This window comes from Engelhardtia mirabilis, from assembly GCF_007748095.1.
Taxonomy (GTDB): Bacteria; Planctomycetota; UBA1135; order UBA1135.
Window position 1 is genome coordinate 3948987 of record NZ_CP036287.1, and the last position, 24276, is coordinate 3973262.

Genomic DNA, 24276 nt, shown 5'->3' on the forward strand with positions numbered 1-24276 from the left:
CCGCGCCGGCGGCAAGGTTAGCCCACGGACGCGGATCGGGACCACGGCGGATCGCCCATCCGGCGACGGGCGGGCTCAGGCCGAAGGGGCCTGCGGGTCGGACCGGTCGTGCAGGTGGTCGACGATCACCTGCGCCAGCTTGGGACCGATCGACGGCAGGGCGCCGATTTGCTCGACGCTGGCCTGCTTGACCCCGACCACCGAACCGAAGGCGCGCAGCAGGGCCTTGCGCTTGGCCTCGCCCACGCCGGGGATCGAGTCCAGGCGCGAGGTGATCCGGCCGCGCTCCTTGCGGTGGTAGGTGATCGCGAAGCGGTGGGCCTCGTCGCGGATGCGCTCGAGCAGGTGCCGCACGGCGCTGTGGCGCGGAAGCTCGATCGGCTCGATGTCCGGGGCCAGGACCAGGCGCTCCTCGGAGCGGCCCACGCGCCGCTTGCCGATGGTGCGCTCCGCCCGGGCCTTGGCGATGCCGACGATGGGCACGTCGAAGGCCCCGGCGTCCTCGCGCGCCTGCAGCGCCACCGCGAGCTGCTGCTGACCGCCGTCGACCACGATCAGGTCGGGCAGGTCGTCCTCGTCGAGGCCCCGCCGCAGGCTGCGCCCGACCACCTCGGCCATCGAAGCGAAGTCGTCCTGGCCCTCGACCGTGCGCACCTTGAAGCGCCGATAGCCGCCGCGGTCGGCCAGGCCGCCTCGGAAGCGCACGCGGCTCGCGACCACGTTGGAGCCCTGCATGTTCGAGACGTCGAAGCAGTCGATCACCTCGGGCGCCTGGCTCGGATCGAGGTCGAGCAGCTTGGCGAGCTGCTCCAGGGCGGTGGTGGCCTGCTCGTCGTCGTCGGTGGCCCGCTCCAGCTCCGCCCGGGCGTTGGCCGCGGCGATGTCGAGCATCCGCTGGCGCTCGCCGCTGGAGGGCACGACGAACTGGGTGCTCGCGAAGAGGTCCTCGAACAGCTCCACGTCTGCCGGCTGGCAGGGCAGCACGAGTTCGCGCGGCGCTTCGCGCCGACCCGGCGCGTAGAGGGCGGTCAGCACGTTGTGGAGCAGCTCCTCGTCCGGCAGGCGCGACTTGAAACGGTGGCTGCGGCTCTCGGTCATGCGCCCCTCGCGGAAGGCCAGACGGTGCACCACGGCCCACTCCCCACGGCGCACGAAGGCCAACACGTCGCGCTCGACCGTGTCCTTGGCTCGCACGCCCTGACGCTCGACGGTCCGACGCACGGCGGTCAGCCGGTCGCGCCACTGGGCCGCCAGCTCGAACTCGAGCTTCTCGGCCGCCGCCTGCATGCGCGTCTCCAGGTCCCGCTCGAGCTCGGCCGTTTCGCCGGCCAGGACTTCGATCGCCTTCTCGACGAGGGTCGCGTACTCGTCCTTCGAGACGAGTCCGACACAGGGCGCCGAGCACAGGCCGATCTGGTGCTTCAAGCACGGCCGCGAGCGGTTCTCGAGCACGTTGTCGGTGCAGTCCCGCAGGGGCACCACGCGGTGCAGGTCGCTCATGGTCTTGCGCACCGAGCGCGCCGAGGCGAAGGGGCCGAAGTACCGCGAGCGCCCCTTGCCCTTGCGCTCGTCGGGCCGGTGGGCCCGCACGAACTTGAGCCGCGGCCAGCGCTCGTCCAGGTCGACCCGGATCATCAGGAAGGACTTGTCGTCCTTCAGCCGCACGTTGTAGGGCGGCTTGTGCTGCTTGATCAGGGTGTCCTCGAGCAGCAGCGCCTCGGCCTCGGTGCGCGTGACGATCGTCTCGACCGAAGCCGCCTCGCGCTCCAGGAACCAGACCCCCAGCCGCCCGTCGCCCCCCGGCCGCCGGTAGGAGAACAGCCGCTGGCGCAGGCTGCGCGCCTTGCCAACGTAGAGGACCGCCCCCTCTTCGTTGCGGAAGAGATAGACACCGGGGCGCGTGGGCACGCCCTCCATGGACCAGCGGGGCTCGGACATCGGAGCCGTGGAGTCTAGTCACGCAGGACCGCAGGTCCCTGGCCGCACACCTGCGAAACTCTACCGCCCAGACCGCCCAGACGACCGTCCGCTAGACTCAGGTCTCTTCCCCGACCCTTGACCACACCTTGTCCCCTACACGCATCCAATGATTCGCCTGACTTCGATCGTCGCCGCTTCGGTGCTGCTCACCCTCCCACTGTCCGCCAAGCCACTGTCCGCCAATCCACTGGCCGCCCAGGTTTCGGGATTCGGCACCCCTTTCGACCCGAACCCGCCATCCGACGTGCGCGACGGCGTCAACCTCGGCTGGGGCACCAGCATCCGCAGCTTGCTCGTCGATGGTGATCACTCGATGGTGATGACCAGGCTGACGGGCACCGACAGGCCCTACTCGTCCTGGTCGGACGGGCGAGGACTCGAATGGTCTCCGCTGAAGGCCCTCCCCGAAGGGTATGAACCCAACTACTTCGCCGGCCGCTCGACCCTGGTGGGCGAGAGCGCGTACTTCGCATGGACCGACTTTCCGGACGTGTTCATCGGCCACACGAAGGACGCCGGAGCCAGTTGGAGCGCGCCGGTTCGGCTCCCGATCGCGCCCTTCGAGTCCTTCTTCTTCCACAACGACGCCGTCGAAGACTTGGTCGTGTTGCCAGGCTCGCCCCACGATCGGGTCTACCTGCTGGTCGAGACCTCGGAACACCGACTCAACCTCCTGGTCTCCGAGGACAGCGGGCAGACCTTTCCGATCGTGACGCCGGTCAGCAACTTCTTCCACAACGGTGGGAAGCTCGTGGTTGACGGCTCCACGGTCCACGCGATCTACGGTGACGGCGTCGGCATGGACCTCTCGGTCATGCACCGCAGGAGCATCGACGGTGGCGTGACCTTCGAACCGCGCAAGCTGCTCCACTTCAGCCCCGAGATCGCCGACCTCTACTTGGATGTCGAACTCGACGGTCCGGTGATCACGGTTGTCAGCTCCATCATCGCGGCCTTCTCCCAGTCAGCGTGGGTCCAGCGGTCGGTCGATGCTGGATCCAGCTTCGCGCCCGCCGTTGCCATCCCGGGTGTGACCCCGACCATCCTCGGTCGTGCGGTCTCCATTCGGGGCGATCGAATCTTCTACGCCCACCCCACGGTTTCGTACCTCCCGACGACCGGCCGTGTCCTCTACACGTACTCGACCGATGGCGGGCAAGCGTGGGCTGCGCCGCAGTTGACGGAAGGCGTCACGGGAGAGATCGACCAGGTCTTTCTGACCGAACTGGGCGGTCGCCCCCTGTTGACCACCAGGGCCGATATGCTGACCGCTTCCGCCTACTTCGACGATGCTGCGGGTAGCTTCGAGCTCGGCTTCCTGTCACTGAGCGGCGCGGACGGCGGCTTCGCCCCGTCGATCGATGTTCGAGTCGGCGTGAGCGATGTGTACGACAACCTCGTGAGCGTGTTCGTCGATCCGGACCTCAAGGTCTGGTCGACGGGCTTCCGGCCCCAGCGGCTCACGCCCGACGGCTTCTTCGCAGGACCGAGCGTCGCGAGCTTCGACCTGGACCAGTTCGGAAGCGAGAGCACCCTCGGGTGGGTGCTCCTGGCCCTCGGCGAGGGAGACCTGATCCTTCCGGATGGCCGCAACCTGGGCCTGTCCAACGATCCGCTGCTGGCCACGTCGCTCGATCTCGCCGCCGCCGGCGTGCTCTCCGCAACGCTGGTACCCGATGGTGCCGGGAGCACGACCGCGGTGCCCATCGGGCTGCCGCCTGGACTGACGCTGCACGCTGTCGGCGTCGGGCTCGACCTGGTTGCCGGTACGGTCGGACCGATCACCGACGTGGTCGAGATCGGACTCTAGTAAGCAACGGAGTCGATCCGACGCCACGACAGTGTCGCGATCGCGTGTGGCGTCGTATCGGCGGGGCTCGGCCGTCGCCCGGTGAAAGCCGGGCGGACGGTTGAGTATCTCGGCCCGCCCACCCAGGATCTTCGCGGCCCAACGCAGGACCCCCGTGATCGACTCCAACACTGCCACGCCCCTCGGCGAGCCCGCGCCGTTCGCCTTCGACAATTCCTTCGCGCGCGACATGCCGGGCTTCTTTAGCCCCGCCCGGCCGGCGCGGGCGCGGGAGCCGCGGCTCTTGTTCTTCAACGGCGCTCTGGCGCAGGAGCTGGGCCTCGACATCGACGAACTGGCCTCTGAGCGCGGCGCGAGGATCCTGACCGGCCAGGAGCTGCCCGCCGGGGCGGAGCCCATCGCCCAGGCCTACGCGGGGCACCAGTTCGGGCACTTCACGCCCCAGCTCGGCGACGGACGCGCCCTGCTCCTGGGCGAGGTGGTCGACCGCGACGGCAGGCGCCGCGACATCCAGCTCAAGGGCAGCGGGCCGACGCACTTCTCGCGCGGGGGCGACGGACTCTCGGCCCTCGGTCCGGTGCTGCGCGAGTACCTGGTCAGCGAGGCCATGCACGCCCTCGGCGTGCCCACCACCCGCGCCCTCGCGGCGGCGACCACGGGGGAGTCTGTGTACCGCGATCGGCCACTGCCCGGCGCGGTCCTGACGCGCGTCGCAGCCAGCCACCTGCGCGTCGGCACCTTCGAGTACTTCGCGGCGCGCGGGCAGGTCGACGAGGTCCGTAAGCTCGCCGACTACGCCATCGCGCGGCACGATCCGCACCTGCTCGACATCGACGGCGGCCCGCGCTACCTGCGCTTCTTCGAGGCCGTGCGCGACCGTCAAGCGCGGTTGATCGCGTGGTGGATGAGCCTCGGCTTCGTGCACGGGGTGATGAATACCGACAACACCTCGATCAGCGGCGAGACCATCGACTACGGGCCCTGCGCCTTCATGGAGCGCTTCGACGAGGCCACGGTCTTCAGCTCGATCGACCACGGCGGGCGCTACGCCTTCGGTCAGCAGCCGCAGATCGGACTGTGGAACCTGGTGCGCCTGGCCGAGACGCTGTTGCCGCTGTTCGACGCGGACCCGGAACGCGCGGGAGCGGGCGCGCGGGCAGCCTTGGAGGGATTTCAACCGGCCTACGAGGCTCGGTATCTCGCGCGGATGCGGCCCAAGCTGGGCCTCGCGACCGAGCGAGCGGAGGACGAAGGCCTGATCGAGGGGTTCTTGTCGCTGCTGCGAAGAGGCGAGGTCGACTACACCAATGCCCTGCGGGCCCTGACCTCCGCCGAAAAGGACCCCGCCGCGCTGCGCGGGCTCGTTGCCGACTCGGCGGCGCTCGACGCGTGGCTCCAACGCTGGCGCGATCGACTCTCCCACGAGTCGACGATGCCCGCTGCCCGCGCCGCGGCCATGGCCGCCGTCAACCCGCTCTTCATCCCGCGCAACCACCGCGTCGAGGCGGCCCTGGACGCGGCCGTCGACGAGGGCGACCTGACGCTGTTCGAGGAGCTCCTCGCCGTGGTCACGCGGCCCTTCGACGAGCGCCCCGATCGCACCGACCTGACCCTGCCCGCGCCGGCCGACGCTCCGCCCTACCGGACCTTCTGCGGAACCTGAGCCGCTCCGGCCTCGATCTGGAATCCGCCCCCTGCTGACCTCGGCTCTTCGACCAAAGTCATGGAACCGGCCTCCCCCGCGATCCGCCTGGACGCCGAAGTCGGCGACGACGAGCTCGGCCGGCTCTTGCTGGCGGCGTTCGTCGATCGAGACCACCCCGATCCGGCGGGCGCGCAGGTGCGGCTCGAGCCGCGGCGGGTGCGCCCCCGCGGACGCTTGATCGCCGCGCGCAACGGTGCAAGGGGCGAGCTCCTGGGCGTGGCCTTCCTGGTCGCGCCGGGAAGCGGCACGGCCCAGGTCGCGGGACCGGACGAGGGCGAGATCCAGTTGCTCGCCGTCGCACCCGACCAGCGCCGGCGCGGCGCCGGACGACTGTTGATGGAGGCCGCGATAGCCGAGGGCCAGCGCCTGGGCTGGGCGGCCATGGTGCTCTCGACCCGCCCCACCATGGGACCTGCCCACGCCCTGTACCACTCGCTCGGATTCGAGCGCTGCGCCGCGCGCGACTGGATCGGTGACGAGCGCCCCTTCCTCGTCTTCCGCCTCGACCTCGGGTGCTGAGCCGGGGGCTGGCCCCGGCATTCTCAAGACCCTCCGATCCCGGAGCCGATGGCGCCTCAGTGGCAACCCCCAATCGAGTCGGGGTCGTCGACCCTGCGCCCGAGCCCGAAGCGGCCCCGTGGCCTGCCGAGGTCGAGGCCCTGCGGGCCCAGCAGCGCGAGCGCGACCGGGCTCGAATGGAAGAGCTGCTCCTGCTCCGCCGCGCCCGGCTGCGCGGGGACGCGGTCCGGGGTGCCCTGCTCCTGGCCTTCACCAACCTGTGGTTCGTCCACGGGCCGATCGACCTGATCCTCGTCTTGGCCATTGGAGCCCTGGCCGGGCTGCTGTGGGCGCTGGTCGGCGCCGGGAGCATCGGCGTCGGCCTGATCGCGGCCGCAGCTCAAGCGGTCGTGTGCCTCGGTCCCCTGGCAGGCCAACCCGGGTTCATCTTCACCCTGCTGTTCGGATCGGCCTTCGCCGCCCTCGCGGGGAGCTACCTCGGGATGCGCCGGGAAGAGCGCGCGTTCGGCTAGCGGCTCGGGCTTCTCTGTCCAATCGGAAGTGACCTCGCGCCCGGGTCCTCGCCCCCCATCAAGCGGGCACAACCGCCGCGCGTTTCCGCATGACCTTGGCCACGAAGGGCGAGGTCATGCCCCGCAGCAGCGCGCTGTAGTTGACCTGGAAGCGAACCTCGGAGCCGACGGCCAGACGTCGACGACCGGTGCCCAGGATCAGGTGATCGCTGCTGGCGCCGAGGATCTCGATCCCGATCGGCGGGGTCAGCCCCGCCGCGTCGGTGTCCTGGCGGCCGACGGCCAGGATCGTCCGCACGAGCTCGCCGCGGTCGGGTGCGAGCGTCAGGTCCCCGAACGCGGCCTGGGCGATCTCCCCCCAGGCCCTGGAGGGCTTGAGCTTCGACTCGATCACCTCGGCCACGAGGATGAACGCGTCGGTCAACAGGCCCTGCACCGGTTCGCGCTGCAAGGTCTCGCGACCGAGCAGGATTGCCTCGCCCAGGCGCAGGTCGTTCACGCGCCCCTTGTCGCCGGCGCCCAGGGCCCAGGCGAGGTTCGCGGAGTTGCCGCCGGAGACGACCTCTAGCCGGACGCCACAGTCAGCCTCGATCGAGGTGGCCAGGTCGGACAGCTCGGTCATGTTCGCGTGGCCGGGAACGACCCCGCTGTGGCAGGCGAGGTTGGTCCCGATGCCCTGCAGGGCGATGCCGGGAAGGCGCAGCACGCGGCGGACGAAGGGCTCGAGGTCGCCCGGCAGGATGCCTTCGCGCAGGTCGCCCAACTCGACCATCAGAAGGATCCGGTGCACCAGTCCCCGCGCCCGGGCGGCCTCCGACAGGGCGCCGATCGCATCGAGCTCGGTGCCCATGCTCGCGGTGGCGCCGGCCACGACTCGCGCGGCCTGGCTCACCATCGGCGAGCGGATCAGGGTCGTCGGCACCTCGACGCCACCGCGGCGTAGGGCCTCGATGTTCTCGATCCGCGATTCCCCGAGCCCGCGAACGCCACCTCGCACCATGGCCGCCGCAACCGCCGGCGAGCCCAGCGTCGCCTTGGTCACGCCAGTCACGGCGATCCCCACGCCGGCCAGTCGACCGACCAGGCTGCGCGCGTTGTGTTGAATCTTGTCCAGGTCGATCTCGAGGCGCGGTGCGCTCATCGAGACACGTGCGCCTGCTTCTGCGCGAGCTCCGGGAAGGCTGCCAGGACCATCTGCACCAAGCGCTCGGTGGGACGAGTCAAGGCATCGGTGGCGGGGATCCCCAGCTCGCGCTCGTACTGCTCGATGGCCGCATCCACCTGAATCTCGGTCAAGTGCTCGTGGTTGAGCGTGAGGCCGATGACCTTGGTGTCGGAGAAGGTCTCGATCAGGCGGATCTCGCTGGCCGGATCGGGCATCGGCATCTGCTCGAAGTCGCAGCGGTGCCGCCGTCCGGGAGCGTGCTGGAGCACCACCGCCTGGGGGCAACTGCCCCGCAGGATGAAGGCCGAGGTCGAGTAGGCCGGGTGGCTGAGGGCTCCCTGTCCTTCGACGATGATGACGTCGGGATGCTCGCCTTCGAAGGCCTCGAGGATCGTCGCCTCCAGCTCGCCGGCGCAGAACTGGGAGGGGACGGCGTCCAGGGCGATCCCGTAGCGAGCGCCCTGCATCAGGCCGGTCTGGCCCGTGCCGACCATCACCGCCTTCAAGCCTCTTTCGTTCAGGGCCCGGGCCAGGATGTTGGCGGTTGTGCGCTTGCCGATGGCGCAGTCGGTGCCGAGCACCGCGATGCGCGGACAGTCGAGCAGGCCGACGCGACCGCTGAACATCCGCAGATCCTTTTTGGCGCGGGGCCTGCGCACGTCGAGGAGCTCGACTCGGCTCGCCGCACCCGCCGCCACGAACTCCGGATCATCGTTCAGGAATTCGTGCAGTCCGTTGACCACGTGCATGCCGAGACCGATGGCCTCGAGGATCAGGCCGCGCTCGACGATCGACAGGGCGCCGCTGGCAGGTGCGATCCCGAAGATGAAGAATTGGGGCAGCGTCCCCTCCAAGGCCAGGGAGGCGGCGAGGTCGTGGCAGATGGGGATACCGTTCGGCTCGCCATCCAGCACCTGACCCGCGTCCGAGCCGGCCTGCTCGCTGTCGATCACCGAGTGGATCGTGTACTTCTCCGAGTGCCGCACGAGCCCGTTGGCTGTCTTGCCGTCGACGTCGCCGAAATTGCCTTCGCAGTAGACGACCGCGGTTGCGTCGATTCGAACGGGGTCTTCGGCCACTCTGCGCGAGCGCTGCGCCGCCGCACGAATCACCGGGGAGCGCATCTCGCCGAACAGGGCTGTGCGACCGATGGGGTCGCCGTTCAGTCTCGACGACGTGGAGCGCGGGTCAGGGGACATGGTCCCTCCTCGAGTCAGGCTCAGAGGAGGCGACGGAATCGTGACGACCAGAGGTGGCCGTATTTCAACGAGAGGTCCCCACTAAGTAGAGTTTCTAGCGCAGCACGCTAGTGTCCTGGATCAGAAATTTGGTGTCACTTCCCGGAGGTCCGATCGATGCTGGCTAGGCGCGCCGACGACGCGTATCCGCTGCGATACTCGGAGGAGGCGCTGGCGACGCCAGCGGCGATCGGAGCCCGGGAAGTGACGCCGAATTTCTGTTCCAGGACACTAGCACGGCTGCCATCAACCTCCGCTGAGGGCTCCCCGGTTCCACCCTGCCCACCCGGGGCAGAGGGCAAGGACCGCGATCGCAGGGCGGATCGATACCCGACGTGGGGATGTTCTGCAGCAGCGCCCCCTGTCCGATCCGGCTGTTCGGCACCAAGGGCCGCCCGCGCGCCACTACAGGTGCGAACCCAAGCCCGACGCCCAGGTCGGCTCGAAGGCGTGGGACCCGAGCCCCGCCGACAGCAAGGCGGACGATCGGATGACCGCGTCCGCCGGAGCCGCGGTCGGGCTCTCGAGCATCGCGCTGTGACTGCCCAGCCCGAGCGCGAAGACCAGCCCAAGGCCGGCGAAGAGGCCAGCGCCTGCGCCGCGCTTGCTCTGGTCGCCATTCGCCGCGGTCCTCGCCGCTGCCAACTTGGGGAAGTTCACTTGGAACGACGCCTGACTGCGGAACCAAGCCAGGTCCGGATCCTCGAGCACGCTCTTGGACAGCTCGGACCCCGGCTCGTCGGCGACCGGGAACCGATCGACCAGGGCCGCCGCGCGGGCGTCGAGCCTGCGGCCATTCTCAGCCATCGATTCGATCGCCAGGGCGTTGTAGAGCGCGAGCTCGACCGGATCGATCGACAGGGCTATGTCGTTCTGCTCGCGGGCCGCAGCGAAGTCGCCGGTCAGGGCCAGGGTGTAGCCCAGGTTGGAGTGCAACTCGACCGACACCGGCTCGTACTCGCACACACCGATCCCCTCGCGGAAGTGGTCGATTCCGGCCTCGTGCCGCCCCAGGCTGACTTCCGCCATGCCGAGCCAGGTCAGGTAGGTCTCACGCGCCGGAGAGGGCAGCTCTCGGAAGTCGAAGAGCGGACCGAGCTCGCTCACGACCTTCCAGTCGCGCTCGTCGCGGTAGCGACGCACGGCGTAGAAGTAGGCCGGCACGTCCTTGCGGCGCAGCTCGGCGTCGTACTCCGACGGCCTCGTGGTGAAGATCGCGACCCGGGGGTCCAACACGCGAAGCAGGCGGATGGCGGCGCCGACGCCGCCGGTCAGGCTGGTGAGCAGGGCACCCAGTCCCTGGACGGCCTCGGTGATCTGATGCAGCGATTTGATCATGGCTCTCCCTCGGACTCGTTCGGATCGACGTCGTCCGGCAAGGCGACGTTCTCGATGGGGTGAGCGCCCCACCTACCGAGGTCCGAACGGCACCGAGCGGACGTTCGTTGGGGCGTCGCTCGGGGTCCTGGTCGGGGGACCGGCGCGGACGGCCCTCCCGGCTCGAGCGCTTCGGCGCCCTGGGCTCCGACGGGAGGAGCTCTGCGGCGATCCGGGCCACCTGTCCCCCGGCCGAGCCGGGCGCGCGACGCGCTGCCCCGGCGACGCAGCGCCATTCGGCCGGGGAGTTCACCCGAGAGGGGGTCTCGCCCCTTGAACCCGTAACCGCAGGCTGCTTCCATCGGTCCTAGTCGTGGCGGGTCTCCGCCGCGCCGCCCATGGACGCGCTCCCCTCCAGCCCCACCACCGAGCCCGGGAGCGCCCTCCAGGCGCTGGCGGAGCGCATTCGCGGGGTCTTCGGCTTCGACCGCCTGCGTCCGCTCCAGGGCGAGGCCATGGCGGCGGTGCTCGAAGGACGCGACGCCCTGGTGGTGCTGCCCACCGGCGGCGGCAAGAGCCTGTGCTACCAGGCCCCGGCGCTGGTCAAGGAGGGCTTCACCCTGGTGGTCAGCCCGCTGATCGCCCTGATGGCCGACCAGCTCCACAGCCTGGAGGGGCACGGGGTCGACGCCGGGGTGCTGAACAGCGTCCAGACCCCGGAGGAGCGCGCCCTGACCTGGGCCAAGCTGCACTCGGGCCAGCTCGACATCCTGTTCTGCGCCCCGGAGCGCCTGGCGGTGGGCGACTTCTTCGGCGGGCTGGTCGAGGCCGGCCTCTCGGCCATCGCTGTCGACGAGGCCCATTGCATCAGCCACTGGGGCCACGACTTCCGCCCCGACTACCGCGCCCTGGGCACGCTCAGAAAGCGCGCGCCGGGCGTGCCGATCCTGGCCCTGACGGCCACGGCCTCGCCGCGGGTCCAGGACGACATCTGTGAACAGCTCCAACTGCGCGACCCGGCGCGGCTGGTCGGCAACTTCGACCGGCCCAACCTGACCTACCGCATCGTGCCGCGGGAGAACCTCGTCTCCCAGGCGCTGAACGTGATCCAGCGCCACGCGGGCCAGGCCGGCATCGTCTACGTAATGCGGCGCAAGGACGCCGAGCAGGTGGCTGGGGACCTGGCCGCCAAGGGCGTGCGCGTCGAGCCCTACCACGCGGGCATGACGCCGCAGAAGCGCAAGCAGGCCCAGGACGCGTTCCTGTCCGAGCGCATCGACGTGATCGTGGCCACGGTCGCCTTCGGCATGGGCATCGACCGCTCGGACGTGCGCTTCGTGATCCACGCGGCCCTGCCCAAGGGCGTCGAGCAGTACAGCCAAGAGACTGGGCGCGCGGGCCGCGACGGCCTGCCGGCCGAGTGTGTCCTGTTCTACTCGGGCGCGGACTTCCACGGCCAGCGCAGCCTGATGGAGCGCAGCGCGGCCGAGGCCGACGAGGCCGGGGTGACGACGGCGCGCGTGGAGTTGGAGGGCAACCTCGAGCGCCTCGGGCACATGTGGGGCTTCGCCGCCGGGGCCTTCTGCCGACACCGCTTCCTGGTCGAGTACTTCGGCGGACGCTTCGAGGTCCTGCCCGACGGCTGCGGCGCCTGCGACGTGTGCCTGGGCGAGCTGCCCGCGGAGGACGACGCCCAGGTCATCGCCCAGAAGATCCTTTCGTGCGTGGTGCACTGTCGCCAGGGCTACGGTGCGGGCCACGTGACCAACGTGCTGCGCGGCGCGAAGCTCAAGAAGATCGAGCAGCTCGGCCACGACCAATTCACGACCTTCGGCCTGCTCGCGGACAAGTCCCAGGCCGAGGTGCGCTCCTACATCGATCAACTGATCGCCCAGGAGTACCTGCGTGTGAGCCCCGGCAAGTACCCGGTGATCGGCATGACCCGCTCGGGGCTCGCGGTGATGAAGGGCGAGGAGCAGGCGACCCTGTTCAAGCCGCCGGCGCCCAAGAAGAAGTCCGCCGCGCGCAGCCGCCCGGCGCCGATCCTCGACGAGCCCGACCTGGACCAGGACCTGGTCGAGCGCCTGCGTTCCCTGCGGCGCCGACTGGCGCGGGAGCGCGGTGTGCCGCCCTACCTGCTGTTCAACGACCGCACCCTGGTGGACCTGGCCAAGAAACGGCCGACGAACGAGGAAGAGCTGCTCGAGGTCGAGGGCATCGGAGCCAAGAAGGCCGCGGACCTGGGCGAAGTGCTGCTCGAGGCACTGCTCTGAGCCGGCCACACTCCCCGTGCGCGACCGATCCTAGGCCCGGCGGCCCGCGCGCGGCCGCCGTGGCCACGCTCGTCGCCTGCCTGGGCGCCTGCGCGGCGCCCCCGGACGTCGTCGAGCCGGGCGCGTTCCACGAGACGGTCGCCCTGACCTACGACAACGACGTCTTCACGCGCAGCGACGACAACTACACCAACGGCGTGGCCCTGACCTGGATCCGTGGGCCGGTGGCGCGCGAGCGCGACGGGAGCCTGGCCGACCGGTTCGCGCGCCTCTGGCGCGGCGCCCCGTTCCTCGGCGACGACCGCGAGGAGCTCTACGTGGCGATGGGCCTGGGCCACGAGATCTTCACCCCCGACGACATCACCTTGGCCGATCCCCCGCGGGACGACCAGCCCTACGCGGGGGTGCTGTTCGTGGACCTGGCCCTGGCCCGCCTGCGTCCGGACCGCAGCGACAACTGGCAACTGCGGCTGGGACTGGTGGGGCCATCCTCCGGGGCCGAGTGGGTGCAGACCAAGGTCCACGAGACGATTGGCGTGGACGTGCCGGAGGGCTGGGACACCCAGCTCCCCGACGAGCCGATCATCAACCTCGACTACACCCGCGCGACGGAGTGGCTGACGAGCGGCGACATGTCGGATGCCGGCGCCCGCGTCGTCCCGGTCTTCGGCGCCGGAGCCGGGACCTACTTCACCGGGGTCACCGCCGGACTCTACGGGGAAGCCGGCTGGAACCTGCCCGACCCGGTGGGCGCCTTCTCCCTGCGCCAAGGGGTCGGCCCGCAGTTCCTGGGCGACATCGGCGCCAGCGGTCAGCCGTCGGTCAGCTTCTTCGCCGGCCTCGGCGGCTACGCCACGGCGCACTACCTGCCCCTGGACGGAACGGTCTTCAGTTCGAGCAGGTCGGTGGACACCGAGCCCCTCGTCGGCTTCGGCTCGTTCGGCGCGACCGTGCGCTACGGGTCCCTCTCGGTGACCTTCGTCGGTTCGGTGGCGACGGACCAGTTCGCGACCCAGCGCAGCGCCACCAAGTTCGGCTCGTTGACCGTGGCCTACCGCTTCTGAGCGGGCCCGAGGCCCGAGCGGCCGCGTGCGAGGACTTGGCTTCGGCCGACGGGACTGCGAGGAGCCCGGTCGCTACCCCGCGCAAGTCCCGCAAGAATCCGGGGACGCTCCGCCGTCGGCGGCGTCCCGTCCGTGCCATGCAGGACATCACCACCGCCCTCCTCTCCGAACGCGACTGGCTCGCGTCCTTCGCCCAGCGGCTCGTGCGGGACGCCGCCGCCGCCGACGACCTGGTCCAGGAGACCTGGTTGAAGGCGCTGCAGCACCCCCCCGCTCGCCTCGACCGGCCGCGCGGTTGGCTCGCGACCGTGATGCGTTCGGTGCTGGTGCAGACCGGCCGCGCGGACTCCCGCCGCGAGCGGCGTGAGCGGCTGAGCGCGGCCGGCGAGGCGCTCGACGACGTGACGGTGGCCCTGCAGCGCTCGGAGCTCGAGCAGCAGGTGGCCCAGGCCGTGGCCGAGCTGCCCCAGGACCAGCGCGAGGCGATCGTGCTGCGCTTCCGCGAGGGCTGGTCCAGCGTGCGTATCGCCCGCGAGCTCGAGCTGACCGACAGCGCCGTGCGCTCGCGCGTGCACCGCGGGCTCGAGCAGGTGCGCGCCAAGCTGCGTCGGAGTCACCCGGAGGACGAGCGCGCCTGGGCTCTGGCGCTGATCCCCCTCGCGCGCAGGGCCATGGGAACGCGAAGCCTGTTGGCGGGTCCGACCCTGGGTGTCGCCCTCGTCGCCGCCGCGGTGCTGGCATTCGTCGCCCTCTCCGCGCCGAGGGGACTGGAACCGGCCAGCGGCGGCGGCGCGCGGCCCGATCGGCTGGCCCAAGCCGGCGCTCCGGGGCTGGCATCCGTGCAAGCCGACTCGCCCACCTCACGCACGCAATGGCTCGCTGGCCCGGGCCGGATGGAAGTCCGTGGTCGCCTGGTCGACGACGGCGGCCAGCCCCTGGCCGAGCGCAGCCTGACGCTCTACTGCGGTCGCGAGAGCCGACACGAGCTCGTCACCGACGCGGCCGGGATCTTTGCAGTGGTCCTGGAGCGACCCGACGGCGCGGCCTCGGTGGACCTCGATCTGCAGATCACCGATCCACTCCTGGAGCCTTGGATCGAGCGCTGGACGCGCGACGTCGCCGAGTGCATCGATCTCGGTTCCCTGCGCCGGCCTCGCCGCGGCGCGGTGCGCTTCACCTTCACCAACGGGGCCGGCCATCGGCCCGCGCGGGTCCAGGGCGCCCTGGTCCAGCCGGGACGCACGAACGTCAGCAGCCCCCTGGCCCGACCGGCCAGCCCGCCCATCGAGTGGGAACTCGAGGCGGGCCAGGGCCTGTGCCGCGGCGTCGAAGCCGGCAGCTACGTGCTCTGGGTCCGCGGGGACGCCGATCGTTGGACTTCGCGCGAGCTGGAGGTCGAGCTCGATCGCATCACCGACCTGGGCCCCATCGTCGGCGAAGCGGCGGCCAGCGCAGAGCTGTTGACCGTCGCCCTGATCGCGCCGGACGGCGCGCCCTTCACCCGTTCTGCGGTGCGCTTCACCGCCGTCGCCGAGGGATGGTTCGCCAGCCAGACGCCGCGTCCCGACGCCCAGGGGCAGGTGCGTCTGCTGGTCGACGGACCCGGCCCGATCGACCTGGTGGCGAGCTCCTACTCCCGCGAGTTCGCCAGCCTGCGCGTCGAGGTCCGGCCCGAGACGCCGCGACCGATTCGGATGCAGCTCCAGCCCTGGAGGGCCCTCGAGGTCGAGGTGCGCGATGCGATCGGGCGCCCCGTGCGAGACGCGATGGTGAGCCTGCGTCCGGCGACGTCGGAGCGCACGGACTGGCTCGCCGGCGGCCGCTACATCGCCCAGGAGAGCTACCAGGAGGCCTGGCCCACATCCATCCCCGGCACCTATGCCGCCTCGCCCCTGGCCCGCCCCTTCAGCGTCGCGGTGGCCACGCGCCAGGATCCGAGTTCGAGCTTCTGGAGCACCGTCGCCGTCCAAGCGGTCGACGACCCGAGCCAACTGGGCAGCAGGCTGGTCTTCGAGCTGCCCTTCGAGGTGGCTGCGGACTTCGAGATCGAGGACGGACCAGGGGACGAGCCGGCGGCTGCGAGGCAACCCGCCGAGTTGGGCGGGCGGGTCTTACGCCCCGATGGGAGCGCGTCCGTCGACGTGACCGTGGCCCTGGTCGACGCAGGCGCCGTGGTCGACGCCGTCAACACCGACGTCGAGGGCCGCTTCTGGCTCGCGGGCGACGTCGGCCCCGGCGCGAGCCTGGTCACCCTGCCCCACCGCGTCCGACCGGGCTTCGAGCGCACCGCGGAGGTCGCCATCACCGCCGAGGACCCGCGCTTTCGCCACGCCTTGCCCCCCGCGGATTCCCGCGGGAGCGTCGAACTGATGTTGCCCGCGCGGGCCAGGCTGACCGGCCGACTGCTCGGGGATCCTTCGCAGGTCGAGCGCTGGTCCCTGCGCATCGACTCGAGCCTCGAGGGTGGCGTCCTGGCCGACCTCGACGTGCGTGCGGAGCTCGAGCTCCCGCTGGAGCAGGACGGACACTTCGAGGCGGCCTTCGTGCCCCTGGACGAGACCCGGTTGCTGCTGCGCCGCGCTGCGGAGGACGAGGCGGACGAGCCCCTCGAGCTCGAGCTGCAGTCCGGCGAGTACCGCGACCTCGCCCTCGATCTGAACCTCACCGATCGGAGCCTGCGGTCGGAGGCGGGCCTCGACGAGAACGAGCGCCTGGCCTGGGTCGCGCTGTCCGCGAACGGTCTGCGACGCAGCGGCGAGGTTCGCGGGCCACTCGCCCCGGGAGCCACGGTGCTCCTGCGCGACCTGCCCGGCCGGCGCATGGTGGTCGCGCGCAAGCGACAGCTCGGGGAGCACGGTTGGTCGTTCCTGAGCACGACCGAGGTCGAGCTCGACGATCAGGAGCTGGTGCAGGTCCCCTGACGTCGCGTCGGCGCGGGCCCGAATCGCCCGCTCCGGATCAAGGCTGACGTCGCGAACCCTGATCCGAGCGGCCGGGTGGATCGCGACCTACGCCGACCGCATCACCAAGCCTTCGAGCGACGCGGGTACTTGCAGGCGGCGACTCTCGCCCGGGGCCGCGGCCCTACGACGACCACCTCGGTTGCACCCGATCCCCCAAAGGCGCCGTCGTCGCCGCCCTGGTCCCGAAGATCGTGCAGCTCCAGGAGCTCGATCAGGGCCTCCAACCGCATGGGCAGGACCACGCGCTCGATGAGGACCCGCACGGCCCACGGCAGCAGCTGCAGCCCGAGAAGGATGAGGAAGGACGCGACCAGAGCTTGCATGAGGGCACTGAAGGCCAGCAACGCCAGGGCGAGCTGGCTCCCCCACAGCACCCACCAGAGACTGCCGAGGAACTGCACCCGGGCATCGGCGAGCTCGATGCGATCGAACAGCTCGGGACGCGCCCGCAGCGCGCGGCGGCGCTGGTCCCCAAGCCACCGTTGGCGCAGGACCATGTCCGCCTGCTCACCCGACCACGGAACGTCCCCGGCGAGGTCCTCCCGCCCCGTCGCTCGCAGGTGCTCCGCCAGGTAGCGGTAGGGGAAGGAGCAGTCGGGGTTGCTCCACTTCTTGACCGAGCGGCACGGCATGCTCGCGTCGGAAAAGCGCCGCGCGTTGCGCCGCAGGCTGCGGACCTCGATCGTCTCGAGTCCCAGTCCGGCCAGGAGGTGGCCGACGGGGTAGCCGACGGCCGCCAGCCCGATCCAACCCAGGTTGCCGGCCCATCCGATGCTCAAGACGATCGACGCATCTCCGCCGACGACCGCGACGACGGCCATCCCACAGAACAGCAGGACGAGCGTCCCCAGCAGGCCTGGAATCCAAAGGGCCAGGATCTCGGAGCGCATCGTGCCCCAGGAGCGAATGAAGCTGGACGAGGATCGAAAACTCATCGGTGAAGTCGGGTAGTCGGCATTGGGCGAAAAGGCGAGCGCCGGGGAACGAGCCTCTCGAACTCGCGCCGCCGGCAGGCGCGACAGGATGCCAGCTCTTGCCTGCCGAGGTCCACTGGCCGCCACCGTCGAGGGCGCCACGCCCCTCGATGCCACGACTCCGGGCGACTCGCTGCAGTGGACCGCTGATTGGGCCCCCACTGCACGAGCCCGGCCCGCGTCAGATCCGGATCCGAAGGTGCCTCGGCCTCGACCTCGTCGCGCAAGACCTGGCGGCTCGGTCCCCCTCGCCACCCCGGCGTTCGAGCGCTGGGCCGACTCCTCGAGGTCCGACTTCCCGGCCGCGCCTTTGCTCAGCCGCTGAAGGCGGCCTCCTCGCTCAGGTCGATCACGGTGGTCTCGCCAGCCTGCAGCTCGAAGCTGCCCAGCGGAATCACCGGACGTCCCGACGTTCGAACCCCGATTCGAACCAAGCCAGCGCGACGGACCTCGCCGGTCAACTCGAAGGCGTTGCTCCCTTCGACGGCCGCCCCTTCGGTGGCGAGTGGAACCCAGATCGAGGCCCTGTCCTCGTCCGACCAGGTCCACAGGACCTCGGTGTTGGGTGCCGTGAGCATGATGGGTTCTGCTCCCCTCCCCTCCGCGATGTGTGGCAGGCGCACCGTGACCCTCGGCCATTCTCGCACCCGCAGCACGACCTCCTCCGAGGCGTCATCGAGCACGACCGTGGTCCGGTCGGGGAACCAGCGCTTGCTCGGGGCCAGGACCACCGGGCCTGCGGGGAGCGTCACCTTGCCGTCCTCTTGACTGGGCCAGACATCGATCAAGGTCCCGTCGTCGATGGCGACCACGCTCGCAGGGGCATCGCTCGGAGCGACCCTCACACTCGCCGCTTCCAAAAGCGACGCTCCGGATTCGTCGTCGACGTACCGCACGCGAGTCGTCACCAAGCCATCGACGGACCAGGTCAAGCGGACATCCTCACCCGGCCCCAGGTCGACCGTCTCGCCGACTCCCAGACCCGCGAGGCGCAGGTCCCAAGATCCAGGAACCACTCGCAACGGCCCCCATTCGAGTAATCCGGGCTCGACCCCTCGCAGCCCCTTGCGACCTCGGGGCGTCTCGGCACGGAACGAACTTGAGAACTCACGTCGTGGGCTCAGCGTGTATCGCTCCAACGACGCCATCTGATCCTCCGGGCAGAGGATCGATCCGGAAACCGTAGCCAAGCCCTCGTCGTCCCCCAGTCGATCGAGGTCCAGCCTCCACCCCTCATCGGCATCGACCTCCACGGAACCACTGAACGCCGAGCCAGAGAGAACACCCAAGCGATTCACCCGCTCTCCCACGTTGACGAACCCCCTGCCCGCCATTGCCGGATAGCGAGCCATGCCCTGCTCGAAGTCCGCCGCGTCGATGGCGTACTCGAAGCCCGGGACGCCCAGCGGCACGCCGTCCCAGCGCTCCGGGTCGCCCGTGTAGAGCTCGACATGGGCGAGCGGAAACGCCAGCACGTCCACATGGGTACCAGAAGGCGGGGGCACGCGGGCAGGCGCATACCCATCAGCGAGGACGTAGCTGCGCAACTGCGCGTCGGCGACGGAGACCTCGAGGCAGCCATCAACAGCCTCAGGCCCGTCAGCCTGTTGGGCGAGGTGCTCGAGCACCTTCTGGGTCGTCGGCGGCGGGTAGGTCTCGCGCCACCAGGCCTCAACCAACTTGAACTCCCGGATCGGGCGACCGTCCTGCTGATCGAACACTCGGACCGCAATCCGCTCCTCGTCATCGCAGAAGGCCAGGTCCAGATTCCCGGCATCATCGACACTCCGTGACGTTGGCGACCACAACCGCAAGCCCCGGCGGAGATAGAGAGGCCCTAGATCCTCCGCGACCAACGAATCGGGTAGCGCCACGTCGCCCTCGCCCGTCGCTTGGATCGAGACATCAATGACAGCGCCTCCAACAGCCGACCGCAGGCCGAGGGAATACTCGCCGCTCGGCGCGGGCCCGCCGCAGATGCTCAGATGAAGCTGAGGACCCGCTGGCGACTCGACGACACCTCGCCTCGCTGGGAACTCGGTCGCGAGCGCCACCTCGGACTCCGAGGGCTCGCTGGTGGCCTCGCCCTTGGGAACGCTCGGGATGGCGTCGCCAGGGACTGGAGTGAAGGTCAACCAGACCGCGGCGAGAACGAGAACAGCGAACAACAGAGCGCGAATGAGCATCTTGTGAAGCGGGCTGTTGCAGTTGGTCAGGGCTACTTCAAGCCCGTCGACCGCCACATGTGTCAATTGGGATCAGGATCTTCAATGTGGCACAGGGCGCAAGAGATCTTGTAGGGATCCCCCTCAGCCATGCTGGCTTCACCGATCCAGCTCCCATCACCGCCTTGATAGGCCGAGGCGGTCACCGACCCGAATCTCACCCATATGGAAGTCTCGCATCCCTCGAACCCAGGAGCGCACTCAGGGCACTCGGCAACCCCGGGTTGGGTCGCGAGTGCCACGTAGAGCGCCTGCTTGGCCGCCTCGATCGCCGAGATCGGCCCAGCGGTTCCTCCCGTACCACTGGTTGGTTGAGTGACGTCGTAGCTATCTGTGCTCGGGTCGCCATCGTCAGGGACTGTATAGGGACCGTACTTGACACTGTCTCCCGCACAAGTCGGCTCTTGGCTGGTAGCGGTGGCCATGACGACCGAATCGGGAACAAGCACTGCCGCGACGAGGACAGCGACTACAGACGAGGACCTGCAGATCATCTCTCAATCCTGCATGAAGGAACCAGTACGGTGCAGCCGCGCTGCATCAGCGCGGCGACTAGAACAAGGGTCGAGAGTCTAGGGGGGGGGGCAGAAAGCGCAACGGCCGATTCTTGGGGGGTCCGGTCCGGGCGCATAAGCAAGCTCTTACTCAGTGCTCCATGAGAGGTCCAATGCCTTGTGGAATCGTGCAGGGTCGATTCAGACCTGCCCCAACGCGGTTGGTGGCACGCTCCGTGATAGAGCGCTTCAAGCCAACTCGAGCTCCCGCTGCTCCAACGCCTTGACCTCGTCGCGCAGCTTGGCGGCGTCCTCGAAGCGCAGCTCCTCGGCGGCGCGGTACATGTCGCCGCGCAGGCGCTCGAGGGCCTCGCGGATCTCGGCCGGGGTCAGCTTGGCGCCCTCGGCCACGCGGCTGGCGCCCTCGCCGGGCAGCTCGGGGGCCGAGTAGTCCATCTCGTAGAGGGCCTCGATCGAGTCGCGGATGGGCTTGATGATCGTGCGCGGTGTGATGCCGTGCTCGGCGTTGTAGGCCTGCTGCACGGCGCGGCGGCGCTCGACCTCTTCGCGGGTGACGCGGATCGAGTTGGTCTCCTTGTCGGCGTAGAGGATCACGCGGCCCTCGACGTTGCGCGCGGCGCGGCCGCAGGTCTGGATCAGGCTCGTGGCGGAGCGCAGGAAGCCCTCCTTGTCGGCGTCGAGCACCCCCACCAGGGCCACCTCGGGCAGGTCGAGGCCCTCGCGCAGCAGGTTGATGCCGATCAGCACGTCAAAGGTGCCCAGGCGCAGGTCGCGCAGGATCTGCATGCGCTCGATGGCGTCGATCTCCGAGTGCATGTAGCGCACCTTGACGCCCAGCTCGGACAGGTAGGTCGTCAGCTCCTCGGCCGAGCGCTTGGTCAAGGTCGTGACCAGGGTGCGGAAGCCCGCCGCGGTCACCTTGCGAATCTCGTGCAAGAGGTCGTCCACCTGGGTGCGCGCGGGCCGCATCTCGATCGGCGGGTCGATCAGGCCGGTGGGCCGCACGATCTGCTCGACCACGTGGTCTTTGGCCTCGACCTTCTCGTAGGGCCCGGGCGTGGCCGAGACGTAGACCGCCTGCTTGACCAGCTTCTCCCACTCCTCGAAGCGCAGGGGCCGGTTGTCCAGGGCGCTGGGCAGGCGGAAGCCGTGCTCGACCAGGGTCTCCTTGCGCGAGCGGTCGCCCCGGAACATCGCCCCCACCTGGGGCACGGACACGTGGCTCTCGTCGATGAAGACCACGAAGTCCTCGGGGAAGTAGTTCAGCAGAGTGAACGGCGCCTGGCCCGGGGCGCGGCCGTCCATGTAGCGGCTGTAGTTCTCGATGCCCGAGCAGAAGCCCGCTTCGCGCAGCATCTCGAGGTCCTGGCGGCAGCGCTGCTCCAGGCGCTGGGCCTCGAGCAGCTTGTCGGCCTTCTTCAGCTCGCGCAGGCGCTCCTCGAGCTCGACCTCGATGCCCTCGACGGCGGCCAGCACGCGTTCCTTGGGCGTCACGTAGTGGCCTGAAGGGTAGATCGTGACCTTGTCCAACTCGGCCAGGATCTCGCCCCGCAGGGGATCGACCTCGAGGATCGACTCGACCTCGTCCCCGAACAACTCGAATCGGATCACGCGCCCCTCCTCGTAGGCCGGGAAGACCTCCACCACGTCGCCCCGCGCGCGGAAGGTCCCGCGCCGGAAGTCGAGGTTGTTGCGGCTGTACTGCATCTGCGTCAGGCGCCGCAGCAGGTCGTCGCGCTCGACCGTGGCCCCGGTCGCGATCGGCAGCGCCATCTCGGTGTAGTTGCTGGGGCTGCCCAGGCCGTAGATGCAGGACACCGAGGCCACGATGATCACGTCGCGCCGGTCCAGCAGCGAACGGGTGGCCGAGTTCCGCAGGCGCTCGATGTTCTCGTTGATGGACGAGTCCTTCTCGATGAAGGTGTCCGACGAGGGCACGTAGGCCTCGGGTTGGTAGTAGTCGTAGTAGCTGACGAAGTACTCGACCGCGTTGTCCGGGAAGAGCTCCTTGAACTCGGAGAAGAGCTGGGCCGCCAGGGTCTTGTTGGGCGACAGGATCAGCGCCGGCCGGTTGAGCTGCTCGATCACGGCCGCCATGGTGAAGGTCTTGCCGGAGCCGGTGATGCCCAAGAGGGTCTGGTGCTGGGTGCCGGCGCGGATCCACTCCGTCAACCGGGCGATGGCCTCGGGCTGGTCCCCCTGGGGACCGAAGGGGCACTGGAGACGGAAGGGTTGCGAGTTGCGTTCCATGGCTGGCGGCAAGGTTAGCGAGGCCGCCCCGCCGCCCGGGCCCCGCCTCGGGGAAGCCGTGGCGGCACGAGTCGCCGCATGGGCCCGGAGCCTCTGGTATCTTTTCACGCCCCCGTTCCCGGCGGACCCCACCCCCATGGAGTCCCCCGCCCAGAAGCCCCCGCGCCAGAGCTCGACATGCAAGTCCGAATCGGTGTCTGCACCAGCTGCGACGCCAAGTTCGAGATTCCCGTCTCCTTCGACCAGGCCTGGGCCAAGTGCCTGATCTGTGAAGGGGCGGTCCGTATCGGCGAGCCGGAGCTCTCCGACGCCGCCAAGAAGGCCGAGCGCGCCGCCGCCCGCGAGGCGGACGTCGCCAAGGGCAAGCAGGCTGCGCCCGCCGCCGCAGTGGCTGCGGTCGCCGGGGCCGAGGCTCCTCCGAGGGCAGCGGCGCCGGCGCCGGTCCGGGTCACGAAGGCCGAGCCGGTCTCGAAGCCCGAACCGGTGGTGACCTTTGTCCCGGACCCCGTGGCGGAGATCGAGGAGGAGGCCGAGCTGGAGTTGGAGCCCCTCGAAGAGGCGGTGCTCGAAGCGGAGCCCCTCGCGGACGCACCGCCCCCCTCGCCGAAGATGAGCACCCTGGAGCGGCTCAAGGCCGAGCGCGCCGCCGCCGCGGCGGACGCAGCGGCCCCCGCTCCGAAGCCCCAGAGCACGCTGGAGCGGATCAAAGCCCAACGTGCCGCCGAGGCCGCAGCAGCCGAGCGCGCGGTCGCGGAGCCGACTCCCGTCGCAGCGAATCCCAACAAGGCCGCCAGCGCGAGCCGCGGCAGCGGTCGCAAGTCCGCCGGCGACGACGGAGCCGGTGCCTCCGCCGGCGGCCGCAAGCGCTCGGGCGGTGCCCGTCGGCGCCCCGCGGCCAAGAAGGCCGAGCGCAGCTCCAAGCCCCTGCTGATCGCAGGCGGGAGCCTGATCGTGATCGGGATCGGCGTGATCGGGATCACCCAAGGCTGGTTCGAGGGCGCCAAGGTCGCCCAAGCCGAGAGCGGCGAGGACCAGGTCGCCGACGCCCCCGAGGACAAGGTCAGCCAGCCGGCGGTCAACCCCTTCGACCTGGTCGGCGGCACCCCGACCCCGATCGGCAACGCGTCCGCGGCCAGCGCTGCCGCGGCCAGCGAGGGGAGTTCCACCGATGGGGGCGCAGCAGCAGCCGCCCCCGCGCAACCGGCCGCGCCCGCCGCGAATCCGAAGCACGATCCCGACACCGTCGATCTCGCCGCCCTGCCGACTTACGACAAGCTGCCCGAGACCAGCGACGAGGACTGGGCCTCGATCGTGGCCGACGCCGAGAAGTTGGTGGACCCGGCGGGAACCCGCGGATCGACCACGGCCAGCCAGCGCTTGATCGAGCGCGGCGTCGAAGCCATGCCCGCGATCATGAACGCGTTCAAGACCGTCGACCTGTACGACAACGCCGGTCTGCGCACGGGCGGACTCGTCCAGCGCACCCTCGAGGAGATCTGCAACGGCACCAACTACGGTTGGCAGGACGGACTCGAGCGCGACCAGATCTGGTTCAACAAGCGCGTCGTCGTCGCTTGGAACAAGGCCTGGGGCCAAGCTGAGGGCAACGAATTCGCCCGCGCCTCGCTCCTCGGCGAGGAGCCGCCGTCGGCGAACGACGCCGGCGGGGACGGTGACGCCGGCGGAGGCGACGACGAGTCCAGCGACGGCTGAGACGTAGATCGCCCTCCGGCAGATCCGGGCGAAGAGGATTCGAGGGCCGCGTC

Annotated in this window: 15 protein-coding genes; 8 read left to right on the top strand and 7 right to left on the bottom strand. The window is 70.0% G+C overall.

Annotated features, from left to right (window positions below):
• Positions 1–75: 75 nt before the first annotated feature.
• Positions 76–1938: an excinuclease ABC subunit UvrC gene (uvrC, locus tag Pla133_RS14655; RefSeq protein ID WP_145066503.1), complete on the bottom strand. Its 1863-nt coding sequence runs from the start codon at positions 1936–1938 to the stop codon at positions 76–78.
• A gap of 148 nt (positions 1939–2086) precedes the next feature.
• On the opposite strand from uvrC, the gene Pla133_RS14660 reads away from it, so the two are divergent.
• From Pla133_RS14660 to Pla133_RS14675, 4 genes are all read left to right on the top strand, one after another.
• Positions 2087–3790, top strand: coding sequence for a sialidase family protein (locus tag Pla133_RS14660; RefSeq protein ID WP_145066505.1), 1704 nt, complete (start codon positions 2087–2089; stop codon positions 3788–3790).
• A 154-nt stretch (positions 3791–3944) separates the two neighbouring features.
• The gene (locus Pla133_RS14665) at positions 3945–5453 is read left to right on the top strand and encodes a protein adenylyltransferase SelO (protein ID WP_419191551.1); all 1509 of its coding nucleotides are present in this window, start codon (positions 3945–3947) and stop codon (positions 5451–5453) included.
• Positions 5454–5513: 60 nt separating this feature from the next.
• Positions 5514–6014, top strand: a complete 501-nt coding sequence (locus Pla133_RS14670) for a GNAT family N-acetyltransferase (protein WP_145066507.1) — start codon at positions 5514–5516, stop codon at positions 6012–6014.
• A gap of 59 nt (positions 6015–6073) precedes the next feature.
• Positions 6074–6526, top strand: coding sequence for a hypothetical protein (locus Pla133_RS14675; protein ID WP_145066509.1), 453 nt, complete (start codon positions 6074–6076; stop codon positions 6524–6526).
• A 58-nt stretch (positions 6527–6584) separates the two neighbouring features.
• Here the strand turns inward: Pla133_RS14675 and Pla133_RS14680 are convergent, their stop codons facing one another.
• From Pla133_RS14680 to Pla133_RS14690, 3 genes are all read right to left on the bottom strand, one after another.
• The gene (locus tag Pla133_RS14680; RefSeq protein WP_145066511.1) at positions 6585–7667 is read right to left on the bottom strand and encodes an alanine/ornithine racemase family PLP-dependent enzyme; all 1083 of its coding nucleotides are present in this window, start codon (positions 7665–7667) and stop codon (positions 6585–6587) included.
• Positions 7664–8890, bottom strand: a complete 1227-nt coding sequence (locus tag Pla133_RS14685; protein ID WP_419191552.1) for an N-acetyltransferase DgcN family protein — start codon at positions 8888–8890, stop codon at positions 7664–7666. Before Pla133_RS14685 ends, Pla133_RS14680 begins: the two co-directional genes overlap by 4 nt.
• Before the next feature lie 444 nt (positions 8891–9334).
• Complete coding sequence (locus tag Pla133_RS14690) at positions 9335–10267, bottom strand: tetratricopeptide repeat protein (RefSeq protein WP_145066513.1); 933 nt, start codon at positions 10265–10267, stop codon at positions 9335–9337.
• 377 nt (positions 10268–10644) lie between these two features.
• Between Pla133_RS14690 and Pla133_RS14695 the strand changes: the two genes are divergently transcribed.
• The 3 genes from Pla133_RS14695 (at position 10645) to Pla133_RS14705 (ending at position 16504) form a co-directional block, all read left to right on the top strand.
• The gene (locus tag Pla133_RS14695) at positions 10645–12519 is read left to right on the top strand and encodes a RecQ family ATP-dependent DNA helicase (RefSeq protein ID WP_145066515.1); all 1875 of its coding nucleotides are present in this window, start codon (positions 10645–10647) and stop codon (positions 12517–12519) included.
• Between the two features lie 59 nt (positions 12520–12578).
• Positions 12579–13583 carry a lipid A deacylase LpxR family protein gene (locus Pla133_RS14700; protein WP_419191553.1) on the top strand — a complete coding sequence of 335 codons (1005 nt, stop codon included), beginning with the start codon at positions 12579–12581 and terminating at the stop codon, positions 13581–13583.
• A gap of 137 nt (positions 13584–13720) precedes the next feature.
• A complete protein-coding gene (locus Pla133_RS14705) occupies positions 13721–16504 on the top strand; it encodes an RNA polymerase sigma factor (protein WP_145066517.1) in 2784 nt (927 codons plus the stop codon).
• A 101-nt stretch (positions 16505–16605) separates the two neighbouring features.
• Here Pla133_RS14705 and Pla133_RS14710 read toward each other — a convergent pair whose 3' ends face one another.
• The 3 genes from Pla133_RS14710 to uvrB all read right to left on the bottom strand — a co-directional run bounded on the left by Pla133_RS14710 (position 16606) and on the right by uvrB (position 22510).
• Positions 16606–17481, bottom strand: a complete 876-nt coding sequence (locus Pla133_RS14710; RefSeq protein WP_145066519.1) for a hypothetical protein — start codon at positions 17479–17481, stop codon at positions 16606–16608.
• A 353-nt stretch (positions 17482–17834) separates the two neighbouring features.
• Positions 17835–19241 (bottom strand): hypothetical protein, encoded by a 1407-nt coding sequence (locus tag Pla133_RS14715; protein WP_145066521.1) that lies wholly within the window; start codon positions 19239–19241, stop codon positions 17835–17837.
• A gap of 1247 nt (positions 19242–20488) precedes the next feature.
• Positions 20489–22510, bottom strand: coding sequence for an excinuclease ABC subunit UvrB (gene uvrB / locus Pla133_RS14720; RefSeq protein ID WP_145066523.1), 2022 nt, complete (start codon positions 22508–22510; stop codon positions 20489–20491).
• 177 nt (positions 22511–22687) lie between these two features.
• On the opposite strand from uvrB, the gene Pla133_RS14725 reads away from it, so the two are divergent.
• Positions 22688–24223: a hypothetical protein gene (locus Pla133_RS14725; protein ID WP_145066525.1), complete on the top strand. Its 1536-nt coding sequence runs from the start codon at positions 22688–22690 to the stop codon at positions 24221–24223.
• Positions 24224–24276: the final 53 nt, after the last annotated feature.